Origin of the sequence: Olsenella uli DSM 7084 (genome assembly GCF_000143845.1) — a bacterium.
GTDB lineage: Bacteria > Actinomycetota > Coriobacteriia > Coriobacteriales > Atopobiaceae > Olsenella > Olsenella uli.
Map to the genome: position 1 here is coordinate 1,305,636 of NC_014363.1, position 18,653 is coordinate 1,324,288.

Annotated in this window: 19 protein-coding genes; 6 read left to right on the forward strand and 13 right to left on the reverse strand. The window is 65.7% G+C overall.

Going from position 1 to position 18,653, the window contains the following annotated elements; translation table 11 throughout:
- Positions 1-2: 2 nt before the first annotated feature.
- The 6 genes from OLSU_RS05745 to OLSU_RS05765 form a co-directional block, all read right to left on the reverse strand.
- Positions 3-704, reverse strand: a complete 702-nt coding sequence (locus OLSU_RS05745; RefSeq protein WP_013252006.1) for an ABC transporter ATP-binding protein — start codon at positions 702-704, stop codon at positions 3-5.
- 159 nt (positions 705-863) lie between these two features.
- Positions 864-1,595 carry a GntR family transcriptional regulator gene (locus OLSU_RS05750; RefSeq protein WP_013252007.1) on the reverse strand — a complete coding sequence of 244 codons (732 nt, stop codon included), beginning with the start codon at positions 1,593-1,595 and terminating at the stop codon, positions 864-866.
- A gap of 504 nt (positions 1,596-2,099) precedes the next feature.
- On the reverse strand, positions 2,100-2,258 hold the full coding sequence (locus OLSU_RS09630; RefSeq protein ID WP_187287195.1) for a hypothetical protein: 159 nt from the start codon (positions 2,256-2,258) through the stop codon (positions 2,100-2,102).
- A gap of 269 nt (positions 2,259-2,527) precedes the next feature.
- The gene (locus OLSU_RS05755) at positions 2,528-2,842 is read right to left on the reverse strand and encodes a YolD-like family protein (protein ID WP_013252009.1); all 315 of its coding nucleotides are present in this window, start codon (positions 2,840-2,842) and stop codon (positions 2,528-2,530) included.
- A gap of 74 nt (positions 2,843-2,916) precedes the next feature.
- Complete coding sequence (locus tag OLSU_RS05760; protein ID WP_013252010.1) at positions 2,917-4,299, reverse strand: Y-family DNA polymerase; 1,383 nt, start codon at positions 4,297-4,299, stop codon at positions 2,917-2,919.
- A 9-nt stretch (positions 4,300-4,308) separates the two neighbouring features.
- A complete protein-coding gene (locus tag OLSU_RS05765) occupies positions 4,309-4,890 on the reverse strand; it encodes a DJ-1 family glyoxalase III (RefSeq protein WP_013252011.1) in 582 nt (193 codons plus the stop codon).
- A 259-nt stretch (positions 4,891-5,149) separates the two neighbouring features.
- Here OLSU_RS05765 and OLSU_RS05770 point away from each other — a divergent pair, with 259 nt between their 5' ends.
- Positions 5,150-6,793, forward strand: a complete 1,644-nt coding sequence (locus OLSU_RS05770) for an L-lactate permease (RefSeq protein ID WP_148219061.1) — start codon at positions 5,150-5,152, stop codon at positions 6,791-6,793.
- 4 nt (positions 6,794-6,797) lie between these two features.
- Here OLSU_RS05770 and OLSU_RS05775 read toward each other — a convergent pair whose 3' ends face one another.
- The gene (locus OLSU_RS05775) at positions 6,798-7,826 is read right to left on the reverse strand and encodes a 3-deoxy-7-phosphoheptulonate synthase (RefSeq protein ID WP_013252013.1); all 1,029 of its coding nucleotides are present in this window, start codon (positions 7,824-7,826) and stop codon (positions 6,798-6,800) included.
- A gap of 176 nt (positions 7,827-8,002) precedes the next feature.
- Here OLSU_RS05775 and OLSU_RS05780 point away from each other — a divergent pair, with 176 nt between their 5' ends.
- Positions 8,003-9,550: a C69 family dipeptidase gene (locus tag OLSU_RS05780; protein ID WP_013252014.1), complete on the forward strand. Its 1,548-nt coding sequence runs from the start codon at positions 8,003-8,005 to the stop codon at positions 9,548-9,550.
- Positions 9,551-9,601: 51 nt separating this feature from the next.
- Entirely contained in the window at positions 9,602-10,273 is a 672-nt protein-coding gene (trhA, locus tag OLSU_RS05785) for a PAQR family membrane homeostasis protein TrhA (protein ID WP_013252015.1), read from the forward strand.
- 53 nt (positions 10,274-10,326) lie between these two features.
- Here trhA and OLSU_RS05790 read toward each other — a convergent pair whose 3' ends face one another.
- The 4 genes from OLSU_RS05790 to OLSU_RS05805 form a co-directional block, all read right to left on the reverse strand.
- Positions 10,327-11,499, reverse strand: a complete 1,173-nt coding sequence (locus tag OLSU_RS05790; RefSeq protein WP_013252016.1) for a coiled-coil domain-containing protein — start codon at positions 11,497-11,499, stop codon at positions 10,327-10,329.
- Positions 11,500-11,817: 318 nt separating this feature from the next.
- The gene (locus OLSU_RS05795; RefSeq protein ID WP_013252017.1) at positions 11,818-12,600 is read right to left on the reverse strand and encodes a prepilin peptidase; all 783 of its coding nucleotides are present in this window, start codon (positions 12,598-12,600) and stop codon (positions 11,818-11,820) included.
- Between the two features lie 219 nt (positions 12,601-12,819).
- Positions 12,820-13,128, reverse strand: coding sequence for an AzlD domain-containing protein (locus OLSU_RS05800; protein ID WP_013252018.1), 309 nt, complete (start codon positions 13,126-13,128; stop codon positions 12,820-12,822).
- On the reverse strand, positions 13,118-14,029 hold the full coding sequence (locus tag OLSU_RS05805; RefSeq protein ID WP_201781571.1) for an AzlC family ABC transporter permease: 912 nt from the start codon (positions 14,027-14,029) through the stop codon (positions 13,118-13,120). Before OLSU_RS05805 ends, OLSU_RS05800 begins: the two co-directional genes overlap by 11 nt.
- A gap of 94 nt (positions 14,030-14,123) precedes the next feature.
- Between OLSU_RS05805 and OLSU_RS05810 the strand changes: the two genes are divergently transcribed.
- Positions 14,124-15,119, forward strand: coding sequence for a LysR family transcriptional regulator (locus OLSU_RS05810; protein WP_013252020.1), 996 nt, complete (start codon positions 14,124-14,126; stop codon positions 15,117-15,119).
- The gene (locus tag OLSU_RS05815) at positions 15,120-15,968 is read left to right on the forward strand and encodes a YaaA family protein (RefSeq protein WP_013252021.1); all 849 of its coding nucleotides are present in this window, start codon (positions 15,120-15,122) and stop codon (positions 15,966-15,968) included.
- On the opposite strand, the gene OLSU_RS05820 is transcribed toward OLSU_RS05815, so the two are convergent.
- Positions 15,937-17,034 (reverse strand): nucleoid-associated protein, encoded by a 1,098-nt coding sequence (locus tag OLSU_RS05820; RefSeq protein ID WP_013252022.1) that lies wholly within the window; start codon positions 17,032-17,034, stop codon positions 15,937-15,939. The genes OLSU_RS05815 and OLSU_RS05820 overlap by 32 nt on opposite strands.
- A 385-nt stretch (positions 17,035-17,419) precedes the next feature.
- Between OLSU_RS05820 and OLSU_RS05825 the strand changes: the two genes are divergently transcribed.
- Positions 17,420-17,746 carry a hypothetical protein gene (locus tag OLSU_RS05825; protein WP_013252023.1) on the forward strand — a complete coding sequence of 109 codons (327 nt, stop codon included), beginning with the start codon at positions 17,420-17,422 and terminating at the stop codon, positions 17,744-17,746.
- Between the two features lie 123 nt (positions 17,747-17,869).
- On the opposite strand, the gene OLSU_RS05830 is transcribed toward OLSU_RS05825, so the two are convergent.
- Positions 17,870-18,442, reverse strand: coding sequence for a PTS sugar transporter subunit IIA (locus tag OLSU_RS05830; RefSeq protein ID WP_013252024.1), 573 nt, complete (start codon positions 18,440-18,442; stop codon positions 17,870-17,872).
- Between the last annotated feature and the right edge of the window lie 211 nt (positions 18,443-18,653).

The following is an 18,653-nucleotide window of genomic DNA, read 5'->3' on the forward strand; positions in this document are numbered from 1 at the left end:
GGCTACCACTCGACGTCGAGCGCGTCGGCGGGACGGGCGTTGGTCTCGATGAGCTGGGCACGCCCCTCTCGCACGTGGATGACGCGATCCGCTATCTGGGTGAAGGCCAGGTTGTGCGTCACGATCGCAACGGTGCGGCCGCTCTCTCGGCTGCTGTCCTGCAGGAGGCGCAGTATCTGCTTGCCCGTCCTGTAGTCGAGAGCCCCCGTGGGCTCGTCGCAGAGCAGGAGCTTGGGGTTCTTCGCCAGGGCGCGCGCGATGGCGACGCGCTGCTGCTCCCCACCCGAGAGCTGCGCGGGGAAGTTGTCCATGCGCCCCGCCAGGCCGACCTGGTCGAGCACCTCGGCGGCGGGGAGCGGATCCTGGCAGATCTGACTGGCGAGCTCCACGTTCTCGAGTGCGGTGAGATTCTGGACCAGGTTGTAGAACTGGAAGACGAACCCGATGTCATGACGACGGTACTGGGTCAGCTCGCGCCCCCCCATCGCGCTCACGAGCGCGCCATCCAGGCGGATGTCGCCACTCGTGCACGAGTCCATGCCGCCCAGCATGTTGAGGACCGTGGTCTTGCCCGCGCCGGACGGTCCCACGATGACCACGAGCTCGCCACGCTCTATGGCGAAGCTCATGCCGTCGACGGCATGGACCTCGACGTCACCCATCTGATAGGTCTTGCGAACGTCGGCGAACTCGACGAAGGGCATGGAACACCACCTAGCTGAGAGGAACGCTTCCACCCCCATTGTGCCACCAACGTCGACCGCGCGGGCAGGCGCGCCGCTCGGCGCCTCGCCCAAGGGGCCGAGCGTGGGCGAGGCGGCAACCAGTTCGGGGGACCGCCCCGACAACCAGTTCGGGGGCCCTTAGATTTCGAAGAGCGAGAGCGACCCCACGATGTAGTTGCGTCCGGTCATGAGCGGATGGCCGCACTCGTCGAGGAAGTTGGTGCGCTCGTAGAGGATGGGCTCCCCGGCACCGACCGAGAGCTCGCCCACCATCTCGCCACTTGCGCGCATCGCCTCGATGGTATGGAGGCTCGTCGCACCGGCAACGTGACCACTCCGCCGCCTCACGAGGTCGAAGAGGGACACGTCGTTGAGGTCCTCCGCCAGCAGGAAGGCAAACTCCTCGGTCGCGGGAAAGAAGTTGTTCTCGAGCATCACGGGCACGCCGTCGGCCGTCCGCACGCGCCGCACGCTGATGATGGAACTCCCCTCGGCAAGGCCCAGCGCCTCGAGCTCCGCGGGCCGCGCCTCGATGGTCTCGACGCTCACGACACGCGCACCGGGCTCACGGCCGTCATCGCGGCAGACGTCCGTGAAGCTCTTGTTCGAGCTGGGCTGCCAGATCTTGCGCGCGAGCTTGGGCGGGTTCACGTAGGTGCCCTTGCCCTGCTTCTTGGTCAGATGCCCGGAGGCCGCCAGCTCCTCGACGGCGCGGCGCACCGTGATGCGGCTGACCGAGTAGATGGCCGAGAGCTCCGCCTCCGAGGGGATCTTGTGGTTGGGGGCATAGACACCGGCGTCTATCGCCTTCTTGAGGTCATCCATCACCTGCTGGTAGAGCGGGATGAGAGACTTCTCCGACAGCTTCATACGCGCAAGCCTTCCCAACGCGGCACAGTCCCTGCGCCTTGGCGCCCAGGTCATCGGTGCCCAGACTGCTGGCGCCCGGGTCGTCGATGGCCGAGCCGTTGTGATGCACAGGTCACTGGATTCCAGGTCGGAGCAAGTGTAGCACGGGGCACGCCGGGGGCAGGCCGTCCGGTCCGACGGGGGAGCCTCCCCCTCTCGACCGAACTTCGCGCATCGAACGAGTCTCGCGCCTCGATCGTCCCCCGTACGTCATCCGGATCTCGCACATCCTTCCCCGCTGCCCACTCTGCGGAATCGTATGGATGGGAGAAGAACTCGTGTGAGTGAATATCGAAAGCCTGCTCACAAAAGTCCCCCTCCGACCCGCTGAGAACTCGAGAACGGACACGAGGAAAGCTTCTGTGAAAATTTTTAACGTTCTGGATTGAGCCACGCAGCGCCGCAGAGAGCGAGGGCGGCAGACAAGATCCCAGCATCCGAAACCACAGGGGGTTCTGACCGAAACTACCGCACATCCTCGTCTTGCATCGAGCCCTTGCCATCACGTCGCGCGTCACGACGAAGTCCGATCCCCGTGTACAGGAGGGCCACGCCGACGAGCGCCGCGACGGTCCAGGCAACCGTGGCAGCCCAGCCAGACTCTGCCGAGTTGACGAGCCCCACGAATGACACCACGGTCACACAGAGGCCTGCCAATGTGAAGGGCCATGCCGATCGAGCCGAACCGGAGGAACCCCTGCCCACATCCCTTGTCAAAACTGCCCCCTGTTGTCACCTGGCACAAGTCACCTGGCACACGATCCCATACGGGGAAGTATGCCCCTTGAGGCGTCTATGGCCACCAACGCTGCCAAAGACTGCTCAAGAAACCCACCGCTGGGGACCGTCCCCGAGGGGCGCCGCGCTTTGGACTGCTCGCCACGCCAGTCATGTCAGAGCCGCTCGAGCTCACGGATGGCATCAAAGCGCAGCGGCCGTCCCACGAGGTGCAGGAGGGAGTCCGAGGCGGACACCTTGGTCACGCAGCCCACGGTCTCCTCGTAGTGGTCGTCCACATAATGCGTAACGCGCACCATGTCTCCGGGGGCGAGGGCGGCCATTTCACGCGAGAGCTCTTCCATCTGGTTCTCGGTCAGATCGGCGCGGGGCTGCACGAGCTGTGCCCGCTCGCGCTCGCGCAGGGCCTGCCGAAAGCCCCTGAGCGGCTCGAACGGGATGAATATCTTCGCCCGTTCGCTTACGGGCATGTGCGGCCGCGGCGTCCCTGACCCGCTGGAACCTACGCCCGGCCGAGCTGTGCCTTCGCTACATCCCACTGCGGCTACTCCCCACTGCGATGGCCCCCTATCTGCGCGTTCCTTTCGCGAGCCGTGGCGTCGGGAAGCAGGTCAATGCCTCTGAGCAGCGCGTTTCTACCAAACTTGTGTCGCACCGCCCCAATGGCGTCCTGACGGCGGCGCTCGCGCGCCTGCTCGGCGGCATCCGAGAAGAGGCTGCCCTGCAGACCTGGGGCATCCTCCTCCATGACGCCACCCAGGGTCACGTTCAGGCGATGGATGGGTCGCGTGCCAAGGGCGACGCGGGAAAACAGTGGTTCGAGCTCGGCCATGATGGCCGCGCGGGAGTTGGTGGGAGCCACGAAGGACGCGCCACCGGACTCCATGAACTCGCCCCGGCTCGCCCGTCGCCCATGCTCGCCCGCCCGCCCCTCGGACGTGTTGGCAACGCGCGAGAGGTCCGCCTTCTCCCGGGCCGTCGCACGATAGCCGATGCCGATGGCCAGCGACGACGCCAGGCGCCCCTGGTCGACCAGCTCCTGTATCAGGGCGTCGCACATCTCCTTTGCCACGAGCAGGCCACCCTCGTAGTCGTAGTCACGACCCAGCACCTGGCTGTTCGCGATCGAGCGGGAACGCGGGCGATACGCCTTGATGTCCGCGATGGTCACGGGCTCCCGACCCCAGGCGTGGTCTATCAGGATCTCCGCATCGACGCCGAAGACGCGAAAGAGCGGGTCCTGTGGGTACAGGGCCAGCTGGCCCATCGTATGGATGCCCAGCTCGGCCAGGCGCCGGGCCGTGCCCGCCCCCACACGCCAGAAGTCCGTGATGGGACGATGGCACCAGAGCGTCTCCTTGTAGCGGTCCTCGTCCAGCTCCCCGAAGAAGCCGGGGCTGTGCTTGGCCGTGATGTCGAGCGCGACCTTGGCCAGGTAGAGGTTGGGCCCTAGGCCGCAGGTCGCCGGGACGCCCGTGGATGCGACCACGTCCTGCCGTATGCGCTCCCCCAGCTCGCGGGCATCGCAGCCATAGAGGTCGAGATAGCCCGTCACGTCCATGAACGCCTCGTCGATGGAGTAGACGTGTATGTCGTCTGCAGCGACATAGCGCAGGTACACGCCGTAGATGTCCGCCGAGCGCTCGATGTAGGCCCTCATGCGGGGGACCGCGACGACAGTATGCCGGAGCAGGCCGTCGGGGATCTCGAACAGGCGGCAGCGGTTGCGGACGCCCTTCCCCTTAAGCGAGGGCGACACCGCCAGGCAGATGGTCTTCTTGGTGCGCGACAGGTCGGCAACCACGAGGTCCGTGGTCATGGGATCGAGCCCCCGCTCCACGCACTCGACCGAGGCGTAGAAGCTCTTGAGGTCTATGACCAGGTACTGTCGCGGCCTTGCCGCGGGTGCTGGCCTTGCCGCAGGCACCGCCGCATCCTAGCGGGTATAGACGATCTGGTCCCCGCAGGCCCGCACGGCATCGCCACCCAGGATGCGGCGGACCAGGGTCAGGCCCAGCTCGATGCAGGTACCCAGTCCCTGGCTGGTGACGAGGTTGCCGTCCTCCACGACGGCGTCTTGCGACACGGTGGCGCCATGGTCTGCCAGCACGCCCTGGAAGCCAGGGTTGGCGGTGGCGCGCCTGCCCTCGAGCAGGCCAAGTTCGGCCAGGATGGAGGGTGCGGCACACACGGCGGCCACGGTCCTGCCGGACGCGACGAAGGAGCTTGCGGCCTCGCAGAGTGGCTTGCAGGCACGCAGGTTCTTGGTTCCCGGCATGCCACCTGGCAAGAACAGCAGGTCGTAGGAATCGAAGCTGAAGTCCTCGTCCGTCAGGGAACGGTCGCAAACCACAGTCGCCTCATGGCTCGAGACGACGGCGAGGTTGTCCGTGATGGACACCTTGTCGCAGGGGATGCCGGAGCGGTACAGCAGGTCGCATACGACCAGCGCCTCGCACTCCTCGAGACCGTCGGCGAAGAAGGCTGCGACGCGCGTTGTGGTGGCTTGCTTGAACATGGCGCTCTCCCATCCGTCCGTGCCGCAGGCAAGGCGGCGCGCTTCCCTTGACTAGATGCAGAACAAGTGTACTACATCAGACGATCACGGGCGAGCCAAACGCCTCCCGCTCTCGGCCTTCTCCCTCGACCACGGGAAGGCTGCCCGACACGGTCGCCGATGGCGCTGGCCGGCCACGGTTCACCTGGTATTCAAAGGATCTTCAGTTTGCGGAGAAGAACCTGCATCCCTCTCGCCCACACGCCCCCAACGAGGGATAATGGGTGTCGAAGCCACGGCCGCCGCGCCAGGCCGCACCCGCCACCACAAGGAGGCCACCATGGGTCAGCTGCTCCTGATGTTCGTGCTCGCACTGCTCCCGATCATCTGGTTGGTCATCGCGCTTTGCGTGCTTGGGCTGGAGGCCCACCGGGCCAGCCTGGGCGCCCTCGCCACCTGCGCCATACTGGCGGCTGCGGTGTGGGGGATGCCGGTCCCCGACCTCGCGACGGCCGCGCTCGAGGGCGTCCTCATGGCCCTGTGGCCCATAGTCATCGTCATCGTCGCTGCGGTGTTCACCTACAACCTCACCGTGCACACCGGGGCCATGGAGACGATCAAGGGGATGCTGACCTCGGTATCCGCCGACCGGCGCGTGCTGGTCCTGCTCATAGGCTGGTGCTTTGGCGGCTTCCTCGAGGGCATGGCGGGCTTCGGCACCGCCGTCGCCATTCCCGCCTCCATGCTCATGGCGCTGGGCTTCGACCCCCTGCTCGCCATCCTCTCGTGCCTGCTCGCCAATGGCGTCCCCACGATGTTCGGCTCCATCGGGATTCCCACCACCACGCTCGCAAGCATCACGGGGCTCGATCCAGTGCGCCTGGCCGTCACCCAGGCCCTACAGGTGGCCCCATTCGTAATCGTCACGCCCATACTCATGGTCATGCTGGTGGGAGGTGGCGCTAGGGCGCTCAGGGGGGTCCTGCCCATCACGCTGGCCGCTGGCATCTCCGTCTCGCTGTCCGAGGTCGTGGCAGCTCAGTTCGTCGGAGCCGACCTCCCCATGGTCGTCGCCGCCGTGGTGTCGCTCGGCGTCACCTTCCTCATCGCGCTCAGGTCCAACGCAGAGGTGCCTGCCGCATATGCCCTCGCAGGAGGGGACGAGACGGGCGGCGAGGGGGCGGGCGGCGAGGCAGCCCCCGCAAACGGCAGCGCAGGCGTCGGTGAGGCCCTCAGGGCGTGGTGCCCCTTCCTCCTGATCTTTATGGTGCTGGTGCTGACCTCGAAGCTCGTCCCCTTCGTCCACGAGCCGCTTTCCGCCCTCAGGAGCACGGTCAACGTCTATTCCGGCGACCCCGAGGCCACCCTGACCTTCTCCTGGGTCAACACCCCCGGCGTGCTGATCCTGGCCTGCGGCTTCGTGGGAGGACTGGTGCAGGGCTGCCCGCCTGCGGACATGGCTCGCGTGCTGGTGGCGACGATCCGACAGATGTCCAAGACCATCGCCACGATGCTCTGCGTCCTGGCCTGTGCCAAGGTCATGGGCTACTCGGGCATGATCGCCAGCGTCGCCGCCTTCTTCGTCGGCACCCTGGGCACCCTCTACCCGCTCGTCGCGCCCATCCTGGGGGCCCTCGGGACCTTCGTCACGGGGTCGGGCACCTCCTCCGAGGTGCTCTTTGGCACCGTCCAGGAGCAGGCCGCCGCATCGATCGATGCCGACCCCTATTGGCTGTGCGCGGCCAACTCCCTCGGCGTGTCCGCCGGCAAGATGCTCTCGCCCCAGAACATCGCCATCGGCACCGCCGCCTGTGGCCTGATCGGCAAGGACGGCGAGGTCATGGGCAGGATCGCCCGGTACGCCTTCGGATTCGTCGCCGCCATGGCGCTTTTCGTGTACGCAGGCGTACTGCTGGGGGCCTAGATCCCTACAGCCTTTCGGCCATCCCCCTGACCAGAAGCTCGGTCCTCTCCCAGCCGATGCAGGCGTCCGTGATCGACTTGCCGAAGACGCCTCCGCCCACGGGCTGGGCACCGTCCTCGAGGTAGGACTCGACCATGAAGCCACGGAAGAGGCCTGCGATGCTCGTGGAGCGCCTCACGCTGTCGAGCACCTCGTTCACGATGCGGGTCTGCTCCAGTGGGCGCTTGCCCGAGTTGTCATGGTTGCAGTCGATGACCACTGCGGGGCTCTCGTACATGTCGCGTGCGTAGCGCTCTGCAAGGCGCTCCAGGTACTCGTAGTGGTAGTTGGGGTAGTTGATGCCGTCGAGCCCTTGATAGCCACGCAGGAGCGCATGGGCGAGGGCGTTGCCCGTGGTGGCGACCTCCCAGTTGCGGAAGATGAAGGTCTGCGGCGCCTGCGCGGCGTAGATGGAGTTGAGCATGACCGCAGTCGAGCCGCCGGTGGGGTTCTTCATGCCCACGGGCACGGGAATGCCGCTCGCCACCAGACGATGCCCCTGGTTCTCCACGGAACGCGCTCCCACGGCGACGTAGGAGAGGATGTCGACCAGGTACTGGTAGTTCTCGGGATAGAGCATCTCGTCCGCCGTGAACATGCCGGACTCCTCCACCACCCGCAGGTGCATGTGACGTATGGCGCGGACGCCCTCGAGCAGGTCGGGGGCACCCTCGGGATCGGGGTTGTGCAGCAGCCCCTTGTAGCCGGTGCCCCTGGTGCGCGGCTTGTTGGTATAGACGCGCGGGATGATCACGAGCTTCTCCGCGACTTCCTCCTGCAACCTCGCGAGACGAACCACGTAGTCGAGGACGGCGTCCTCGCGGTCGGCTGAGCAGGGTCCGATGACCAGCAGGCGCTTTGTGCTTTCACCCCTGATGATGCGGGCGACCTCTGCGTCGAAGGAGGCCTTGGAGGAGGTCGCGCCCGCGGGGAGCGGCATCTCCTCGCGTATCTCCTTGGGAATGGGTAGCTTCCTCTTGAACTCCATGGCCATGCCGTTGCCCCCGTCTTGTGTCGCAGGCCGACAGAGCGGCCAATCTGCGCGTCGATCGTATCGTGGTGCGTTGCGATTATGCCATGTGCGCGCGAGGGGACTGGTGGCGGCGGGTAAAATGTGACGCGGAAAGCAAACGCGTGACAGCGTCACGTCCATGCGAAACGGAGGCACCCATGCCCTGCACGACCCTGCTCGTCGGCAAGGGGGCGAGCTACGACGGCTCGACCATCATAGCCCGCAACGAGGACTCCCCCAACGGCGAGTTCACCCCCAAGAGGTTCGTCGTGGTCCAGCCCGCCGACCAGCCACGCCACTACCGCTCCGTCCTGAGTCACGTCGAGATCGACCTGCCGGACGACCCTCAGCGCTACAGCTCGGTCCCCGATGCCCTGGGCAAGGACGGCATCTGGGCCGAGGCGGGCGTGAACGAGAGCAACGTGGCCATGTCGGCCACGGAGACCCTCACCACCAACGAGCGCGTGCTGGGGGCAGATCCCCTGGTCGAGCTGGTTGCTGCCGAGGGGGCGCCCGACGAGGAGGGATATCGCCCCGAACGGGCCGGCGGTATCGGCGAGGAGGACATGCTCACCCTGGTCCTGCCTTACATCGGCTCCGCGCGCGAGGGCGTCCTGCGCCTGGGCGCGCTGCTCGAGGGGTTCGGCACCTACGAGATGAACGGCATCGCCTTCAGCGACGTGGACGAGATCTGGTGGCTCGAGACCGTGGGAGGCCACCATTGGATCGCTCGCCGCATCCCCGACGACTCCTACGTCGTGATGCCCAACCAGCTGGGCATCGACTCCTTCGACCTGGACGACGCCCTGGGCGAGGGTCGCGATCACCTGTGCTCCGCCGACCTGGCCGAATGGATGGCGCGCCATCACCTCTGTCTTGACCCGGACTTCGGTGCAGGTGCCGAGGAGGGTGGGCGAGACGCGCACGCCAGGCGCGTCTTCAACCCACGCACCGCCTTCGGCAGCCACAGCGACGCCGACCACGTCTACAACACCCCACGTGCCTGGGCCGTCCACCGCTTCCTGAGGGGCACGCTGGAGTTCGGCTATGACGGGGAGGGCTGGGGACCAGAGGACGACGACCTCCCCTGGGATGCGGCGCCTAAGCGCAAGGTGACCATCGAGGACGTGAAGTACGCCCTGTCCCTGCATTACCAGGGCACGCCGTTCGACCCCTATGGCAGCGCTGGCACGCCCGCGACGCGCGGTGCCTACCGCCCCATCGGCATCAACCGCAACGGACAGCTCGCCGCAATCCAGCTGCGTCCCTACGCGCCCGAGTCCTGCCGCGCCATACAGTGGATGACCTATGGCTCCAACGCCTTCAACGCCCTGGCCCCGTTCTACGCCAACGTCGACCGCACGCCCGAGTACCTGGCCAACACCACGGGGACCGTCACGACCGAGAGCTTCTACTGGGCGAATCGCCTCATAGCCGCGCTGGCGGATGCCCACTTCGGCGCCTGCGCCGCCCACATCGAGCGCTACCAGGAGGCCGTGGGCGCACGCGGCCACGCATCCGTCGCCAAGTGGGACGCCCTCGTGAGCGAGGGGAGCCTGGGCCACGAGGGCGCGGCCGAGCTTTTGGGCCAGGCAAACGACGAGGTCGCATCCATGCTGCGCGGGCAGACCGATGACGTGCTGGGTAAGGTGCTCCTCACGGCGAGCCTGGGTATGCGCAACGGCTTCGCCCGCAGTGACGGCTGAGCAGATGGGACCATGTCCGCATGCGGACTGTGAGAGCGGGAGGCGAGCTCGGTGAACGGTACACGACCACGTAAAGACGCAAACAGGGTGGCCCGGCGCTACTCGACCGGCGAGGAGATTGCCAACTCGGTCTCGCACGGCATCGGCGCGCTGCTGTCGATCGCGGCGCTCGTGCTCCTCATCGTGCGCGCAGTCCAGCATGGGGGCGGTATGCACCTGCTGGCCGCGCTCATGATGGGCGTCACCCTGGTCCTGGAGTTCACGTTCTCGACGCTCTACCACGCGCTTACCCCAAGGGGGGCCAAGAGCGTGTTTCGCATCCTGGACCACAGCGCCATCTACCTGCTGATCGCAGGGAGCTACGCCCCGTTCGCCTTCGTCGCGCTCGCGGACTGCGGCGGCATACCACTGGGAGTGGCGGTGTGGGTCGTCGCTGTCCTAGGCGTCGTGGGCGAGGCATTCTTACGCGAGCGGCAGCCCAAGTGGGCGTCGGCCCTCGTCTACCTGGGACTGGGCTGGGCCGTCGCGTTTAAGCTTGCCGACATCCACCGCCTCTTGCCCACGCCGGCGTTTGCGCTCCTTCTGGCGGGGGGCATCTGCTACACCGTGGGCTGCGGCTTCTACGTGACCAAGAAGGTCCCCTACCTGCATTTCGTATGGCACCTCTTCGTCCTGGCCGGAGCAACCTGCATAACGCTGTCCGCCCTCATCTTCGTCGTCTGACAAGGGCGAGCGGATGAGGGACCCATGCTGGCCGGGAGACCCGAAACCCGTGCCTACGCCAGCTGGATTCCCATGAGCCAGCCCCAGCGTGGGGTGACCGTGGTGCCGTAGTAGCTGATCCAGCTGTTGACGCTCTGGGTGTTGATGGAGCCTATGTTCTCCATGATCATGCCGCCGCCGATGTATATGCCTATGTGACCATAGATGCGGCCGGCGGAGGTGTGGCTGTGCGTGGAGACGGCGACGATCATGCCCGGCTGCAGCGCCGAGCGGTCCGAGCTGTAGCACCAGGCGTTGTACATGTCATTGGCATTGCCCGACGCATAGCCGTACCCCGCATTGGAGAAGACCCGCGAGACCCACATGGCGCACAGGCCCGCGCCTGGCGAGGGCGTCGAGTAGCAGGCGTTGATGACCCGCTGCTGGGAGCCCGTGGTGGAGCCGCCACTGGGGAGGTCGCCCGTGACGTTGGGCGAGCCGCCGCCCGGGTTTGAGTTGGTGTTGGGATTCGAGCGCGAGCTTGAGCTGGCCGCCGCTGCGGCTGCGGCGGCTTCCTGGGCGGCGCGTTCCTTGGCCATGGCCTCGAGCTCGGCGTCACGCTGGGCCATAAGGTCCTTGACCTGCTGAGAGAGGCCGTTGAGCGTACGCGTGGCCTCGTCCTGCTTGGCCTGCATGTCGCTGAGCTGCTGCACCTGGGTCGCATTCAGGGCCTCGAGATCGCCCTTCTGGGACTCGAGCTCCTCCTTCTTGGTCTCCAGCTCGGCCTTGATGGACTTGACGTCCTCGATCATCTGCTTGTCGTTCTCGGAGATCTTGTCGAGGTAGTAGATGTTGGAGGAGAGCTCCTCGAACGACGTGGACGAGAAGAGCACGCTCAGGAATCCGTCGGCACCAGACTTGTACGCGGACGAGACGCGCTTGGAGAGCTGCTCCTTCTTCTCGTCCAGCTCGTCCTGCTTCTTGTCGATGTCGCCCTGGGTGTTGTCGATCTGGTCCTGGACGCCCTCGATCTCGTCCTTGGTCCTGCTGTTCTCCTCCGAGAGGGCCTCGTAGTCTGCGGCGATCTGGTCGAGCTGGGCCTGGACCTTGTCGAGCTGCGACTGCGCCGCGGCAAGGTCGCTCTCGGTATCCGCGAGGGCATGCTTTGCGGGGCTCATGGCGGCCGCAGCACCCGCCGCGATGAAGAGCCGGAGCGCGTCACGACGCGTGAGGTTCCTGTGAGTCAAGTTCTGTCCCCTTGTTCGATATTGGCTACGAATGATGACATTCGAACGCTGGTGAGCAGGTTTTGAAGTGGGCAGTTCCCGATATACTACCCGCCCCCCTCAGCCTAGCACTAGCATTCCTCAACTTCCACACGCGCCTGAATGACCTCGGCTGGCACGGTCCTGTCCAACACCACGCTCGATTTCGGCTCTGACGCGGCAAACCTCCTGCAGGCGGAGGGCAATGACCCCAGCGGCTGCTCGGATCCCGCTCGGGGCGACTCGTGGTGGGATGGCATCGTCAGCTTCTTCAGGGGGTTGCTTGGCATCGGCTCGCGGTTATGGCCCTCCGAGGGAAAGGCTCAGGCACCGACTGACCACCTGCTGACCAAAAAGCTGCGTAAGCCAGCAGGCAAGCGCTATCGACGGCCCCCAGGGAAAGGTTCCTGCGGGGCCGCCCACCGCAGCATGTCCTCCGCGCAGCCAGCCCAAAGCGCCCCTCCCAAGCACTTCCGCCAGGTATCCCGCAATGCCCAGGAGGCATGCCATGACCAAGGCCAGCAGGAACTGCCGCCATCCGAGGCAGAAGGCGACGGCCGAAAGCAGCTTCACGTCACCCCCGCCGACGCTCTCGTGGCCGAGGAGGGCGTCCATGCCGACGGCGAGGGCGACGAGGGTCCCCAAGACGGCCAGGGAGCAGGCCAGCGCGGGCACAAGGACGTCCCAAGCCGTCTGGCCTGATGGCATAAGGCCCATATGCTCGGCGACGAGGACGCGAACGACATGCAGCACGACCAGGGCCGCGACACAACCATTGGGGATGATGCGCAGGTCGAGGTCCGTGAGCGAAGTCACCAGCAGGACGTCCGCGAGGCCAAGCGACCCTGCTGCCTCAGGGGTGACGCCATAGCGTGCCACGATGGTCATGGACGCAACGACGTACGTTAGGCAGGCCACCGGATGCCGCACGCCTGGTGGGCGGTCGTCCGGTCCCGGCGCCGTGCCGCATCCACATGCTCGCCCTCCCAGCTCACGTCCTGCCAGACGCCGTGCACAACGGTCGAGAAGAACGGCCTTGAGCAGCATAAGGGCGGCCACGGCCGCATAGACGGGAAGCGACATGTGTCCCTACCTCCGCACGCAGGTGCGCCAGCCTTCGGCGCAACGGCCCAGCAAGCCACAGGATTGTATGCGGGCACGAGGCGCGAAGGCGTGGCCGTTGGCCGAATGGGAGGGGTTTCTCTGCACCAATCTTGCGGCAAGCCCCGCGCAAAGCCATCTGCCAGAGCGTGACCCAACATCATTCGGCAGGAAGGCCATGCGTGACCCGACACCCTAGCGCTAGACGAGAAGCAGCTCCAGCACGAACACGATGGCGCAGCAGCCAACGGCCACCTGAAAGAGGGACGCACCAGACCACGCAGCCGCAATGCCCGCAACGAGCGCGACCGCTCCCGCGACAGGCGAGTTGGTGGACTCGACGATGGCCGGGAAGGTCATCACCGCAAGGGTGACGTAGGGCACGTAGAAGAGGAACGACCGCACGAAGCGATTGGTGATCTGCCCCCTGATGAGGGTGAGGGGAAGCACGCGGATGAGCAGCGTGACAGCCGCCATGACCGCGATGTAGAGGTACGGGCTAGGCGGCATCGACAGCCCCCTGGGCATCGAGGACGGGGCCCGTGGTCTGGGGGGTGACGTCTGCCGCGGCCTCGGCGCCCCCCTCGGCTCCAGCGGCGCCTTCGGAGACTATGGCATCATCGCCTTCGGCAACCGGGAAGAGCAGCGCCGCGAGCGACGACAGGGCGACCGTCAGCACGATGGTGCGCGTGCCACCCGACCAGGCGGAGACCAAGGGCGCCCAGGTGAAGGCCCAGCTGGCAAGGAAGCTGAGGAGGACGAACGCGCCGACTGCACGGTTCCTGCGCGCAGGCGGCACGATGATGGCAAGGAACATGCCGAACAGCGCCACGGAAAGGGCGCTGACGACGCGCGGGGGCATGATGTTGCCCACGACGATCCCCAGTGCCGTGCCGCCCGCCCAACAGGGCAGCGCGGGAATCATCGCCCCGTAGCTGTAGTAGGGATCGACGAAGCCGTCGCGGGCGACCGCGATGCCAAAGATCTCGTCCGTCAGGTCGAAGCCCACCAGGATGCGGTGGATGGCAGGCGTGCCGGGGGCGAAGCGCTGTGACAGCGCGCAGCTCATGAGCAGGTAGCGGGCGTTGGCGACGAGCGTGACGACCGCCATCTCGAGCAGGGTCCCGCTGGCTGCCATGAGGGTGAAGGCGGCATACTCGCCTGCCGAGGCGTTGTTGAGCAGGCTTGCGAGGAGCCCCTGCAGCGGATCCAGCCCTACGTTGCGCGCTGCGATGCCAAGCGAGAACGAGACGGCCAGATACCCCAGGCCGATGGGTATGCCGTCACGCACACCATCGCGCAGTGCCTGCCCATGCCGGGCAGAGAAGCCCCTGAGGTCTCCCATCGGTCGCCGTCCCCCCTCGTCTGCCTTCGACTCCCGCCAGCCCTTGATACCATGCTGGAGTACCATTAGTAAAACTCATGTTTCTTATCAACACATAAGCGATTCTTCTCAATAAACTAAAGAAGAGCTAGATGCCCTGCGGAAGGATGGCACTGGTGCGATGCGGACGAGAATCTCCAGATATGCAATATTCCTCCGTGTGGTCGAGTCCGAGAGCTTCACGCGGGCGGCACAGCAGATGGGCTATAGCCAAAGCGCGGTGAGCCAAGCCGTCAAGGCGCTCGAGGGCGAGTTGGGCTGCACTTTGCTCGAACGCCGGAAGGGCGAGGCGACGCTCACGAAGGACGGACGCCAATACCTCCCCTACCTGCGCGCAATTGCGCTGGACGAGGAGGCGCTCCTCGCACGTCAGCGCGAGATGGAGGGCCTTGAGAACGCAACCGTCACGATCGGTACCTTCACGAGCGTCAGCCGCAACCTGCTGCCTCCGCTGATGCAGGAGTTTCGCACGCGATACCCAGACGTTCGTTTCGTCCTTCGCCAGGGCGAGTACACCTCCATCGCAGACTGGCTGCACTCCGGAGCATGTGACCTGGGCTTCACGAACCAGACGAGCGCCTCTGCCGCAGGGCTCGAGGTTGTGCCGCTCTTTCGAGACCAGATGATGGCCGTGCTTCCCGAGAGTCATCCCCTCGCCGAGGGGGATGCGAGGGCTCCCGTCGCAGACGTTCCCGTCATCGCAAGCGCGAAGGCAAGAACGACGGGCGCGTCGGGGATGGCGGGGACGGTGCGGGCGGCAGCGGGCACAGCGGATGCGGTGACGCTGGCACAGCTGGCGGACCAGACGCTTATCCAGCTGGACGAAGGCGAGCAGTCCGTGGCCATGGACGCCTTCTCCCATGCAGGGCTGCATCCACAGGTGAGCTACGAGGTGACGGACGACTACTCCATCCTGGCGATGGTCAGGCGCGGGCTGGGCGTCTCGATCCTGTACGAGCTCATGCTGAGTGGCTTTGGCCAGGGCGTCGTGGTGCGCCCCATAGCGGAGCGGCCCGAAAGGACGATATCCATAGCCTGCAAGCGCAGCGAGACGCTTCCGATAGCCGCCCGACGCTTCTCGCAGTTCATCGTAGAGCGGCTGAGGACGGAGCCCTAGATGTCCCTCAGGCTGATCATCTCGCCCGCCAAGAGGATGCGTCCCGTCGAAGGGCCGCCGTTCGCGCAAACGGAGCCGCAGTTCCTCTCGGATGCGGTATCTCTGGCGCGTCAGCTGCGCTCCCTGAGCTACGTGGAGCTTAGGGAGCTGTGGGGGTGCAGCGAACGGCTGGCCGCGGAGAATGCCCGTCGGGTGCGAACGCTCGCTGAGGACATGGCTGCGGACACAGGCACCCTCACGGCTGCGGTCATGGCCTACGATGGCATCCAATACCAGCACCTACGTGCATCCGTGATGGACGAGCGTCAGCTGTCGTGGTTGGGCGAGCACCTGCGGATCGCCAGCGGGCTCTACGGTCTGCTGCGACCGTTCGACGGCGTGGTCCCCTATCGCCTGGAGATGCAGGCCGGGCTCGCCGTCGACGGTGCTCGGAACCTGTACCAGTACTGGGGCGGTCGCCCCTACGACGCCCTGTGCTCCGGGCGCGACGTGGACACCATCGTGAACCTGGCATCGGTCGAGTACGCAAGGGCCATGTTGCCCCAACATGCCAGGGGCGCGCCACCTCACGCCCAGGGTACGGGGCCACGGGTGGTGACCTGCCTGTTTGGGGACATCAGGACGAGCGACGACAGGTTGGTGCAACGCGCGACCGAAGCCAAGGCCACCCGGGGCACGTTCGTGCGCTGGTGCGCGGAGAGGGGCGTGGACTCCGTCGTCGAGATGCGCGACTTCGACGAGCGCGGCTACGCGCTGGACGAGAGGCGCTCGGACGACACGACGCTCGCGTTCACCCGAGCCCACAGCATCCACGCCCTCAGCGGTTCTCTATGCGCCCGACGTTCTTGATCAGGATCGAGACGTTGCCGTCGGCGTCGGCCGTGAACTCGATGTAGTTTGAGTCGGCCGCATACTCCGAGGGAAACGTGATCTCTATGCCCGTGTCCGTCTTGATCTTGTGGCTCTTCGCCAGTCGGTTGGCGACGCCGCGCCGTACGGGCACCTCCTCGGGCAGCTTCCTCTCATGCGCGACGCGCTCGTAGTGTTCCTGCACCTCGGGCTGGCCCTCGAACACCTGGCGACCGACCTCCTCGGGAGAGAAGGACTCGTCGCGCTCGGCGGTGGCCGCGACGCAGGCCTTGGCGTGGGCCACGGCGCAGGCGGCGTTCAGGCCATGCTCCTCGGCGACGCCCTCCACGATGTCCTCGACCGCTTCGACGAGCTCCCTGCTGGATGCCTGTGAGCTGCATTGCAGCAGGCGCTCCGGGATGATCTCGACCTCCCGACCGCCAATCGCGCGTGGTTTGTCACGAAAGTCGATGGCAGCTGTGGCCAAGTCGACCAGCAGGTAGGAATCGACCTTCTGTGACGGGTTGGGAAGCGTGACGTCCTGGCTCAGGATGTCGTTGGCAGCAGCGCCCGTCGCATCGTTGCCCAGGTCGTGCACGAAGGCCTGCCTGCGCGGCAGGACTGCCATCCCAAAGAGGCGCTGGGAGAGGTCCTCGGAACCAACCGCTGCCGGATCGTCCGACACAGCTGCCGCCACCACACCATCGGCCAGGACCGCCGTCCGAGCCCTCATGTCCTTGGTGTCCGTGAAGTCGCAGACCAGTAGGTCGCATTCCACGAGGTCATCGCACATCCGCAGCTGCTCCCACATGAATTGGGCCAGCTGCTGCGAGAGCTCCACGAAGCCCACGCGCCCGGCAAAGTACTCGGCCAGGCCGGCGCCAAACGAGCTGTCCTCGGCAAACGTCCCATGCCGGCTCTCGGCGCTCGAGGCGATTTTGCGCATATGACGCTGCACGTAGGACTTCACGGGACGACTGCCCAGGTCGAGCTCCCGATCGCTGGGATACGACGTCCCGCTCTCGAAGTCGAAGGCATGCAGTATGGCGTGGCTCACTCGCATCATGGACGATCACCGTCTGGGAATAGTGGCTCCGGCGCCGGCAGGGTGCCCTTGGCCCGAACAGGATAGCGCACGGACGATCGGGCGCTGGCGCCAGTTTCCCCGAGCACCGTCTGCCCCGCCTCCGTCGAGGTCCGTGGGCACCGGATGGAACGCATGTGGGAACATACGTCGATTCATACGCCATAGGCACCCTTGGCATTCTATATTATGCATCATATGTTTGAATTAATGCTATTAGCATGCTGTTTGTGCCGTTACCGCTTACCGAACATCCCATCCGCTCAAAGCACGTTGTCAGCCTATAACGAGTATATGAACTCTCTATCTGGTCTGATGGTGCTACCTTTCATATGTCTAATAAAATGGAACGAAGTTTGGATAGGATATGCGCATTCTCTTTTGCGTCGGGGAAAGCGCCCCCGCCAGTGCAGCGCTTGTGGAGGGCTCGTTCGAGGGCTTTGGCGAGAGCGCCCGCATCCTCTGGGAGCAAGGGACCATCCCCCTGGGGGAGCTCCTCTCTGTCAGGCTCGTCGAGGTCGGGCACCGCAGCATGGCTCGAGTCACCACGAGCCGCAGCACGACCGTACACCTATGCGTGCCGCGGACGTTCCCCATGACTGGGACGTCCATCACGATAGACAACGCCCCCGCGACGGAGCGCCTCGCCCTCCAGCTGCGGGAGAACGTTCGAGGTGGCGTCGCAGGGATCTGAGGACGACCGGGCCTCATGCCATCAAGGACCTGCAACGACGGGACGTGCCCCAAAACCTGCCGAACGCCCTCTCCGCATCCCCGGCCTTCTCCGGCATCGCGCCGCACGGGCCGGGGCGCAACGCTACCTTGCGGCGTGGCGGACGACAAGCAGAGGGTCCCCGACCTTGACCAGCGGACGACCTCCAATGAGGGTACCGCTCTCGTAGACGCCCTCGACCCCGTCGAAGTCGGAGTAGTTGGTGACCACGCAGGTCACGACGTCATCATAGCCCGACTCGGCGATCTCCTCGCGGTCGAAGACCAGAAGCGGCGTGCCCGCGACAACCTCCTGCCCCTCCTCGACCAGTCGCTCGAACCCCCTGCCGTCCATGTCGACCGTGCCCAGGCCCACGTGGATGAGAAGCTCGACGCCGACGTCCATAGTCATGCCGATCATGTGGTTGGTTACGGCCGTGACGCTCACGCAGCCAGAGACCGGCGCATAGACGACGCCATCGACGGGCATGACGCCACAGCCCCGACCAAACAGCCCGCCCGAGATGACCTCGTCGTTGACCTCCTCCAGGCTCACGACCATGCCTGTGACGGGCGCATGCACGGTGTTGGGGAGGACATCGAAGGTCGCAGGCCTAGGCCTGGCAAGCTCTCCGTCAGCCGAGAAGAACGTGTCCTTGATCCTGTCGAGGAGTCCCATGTCTCATCCCTTCGATGTTGGCGGTCGCTCTGACCGCCGCATCCACATAATCTTAGCCAGCAGATGACGTAATAGCAATTTTACAGCCAGCATCAGCGCAAAACCATCGGTGAGCGACAAGACGTCTTAGACCTCATGCATCCTGGGCCCACGCGTCTCGGAACCCGCGCGCCCCGGCCTTGCGGGTCTCAGGTATCGCGCGTCCCGGCCC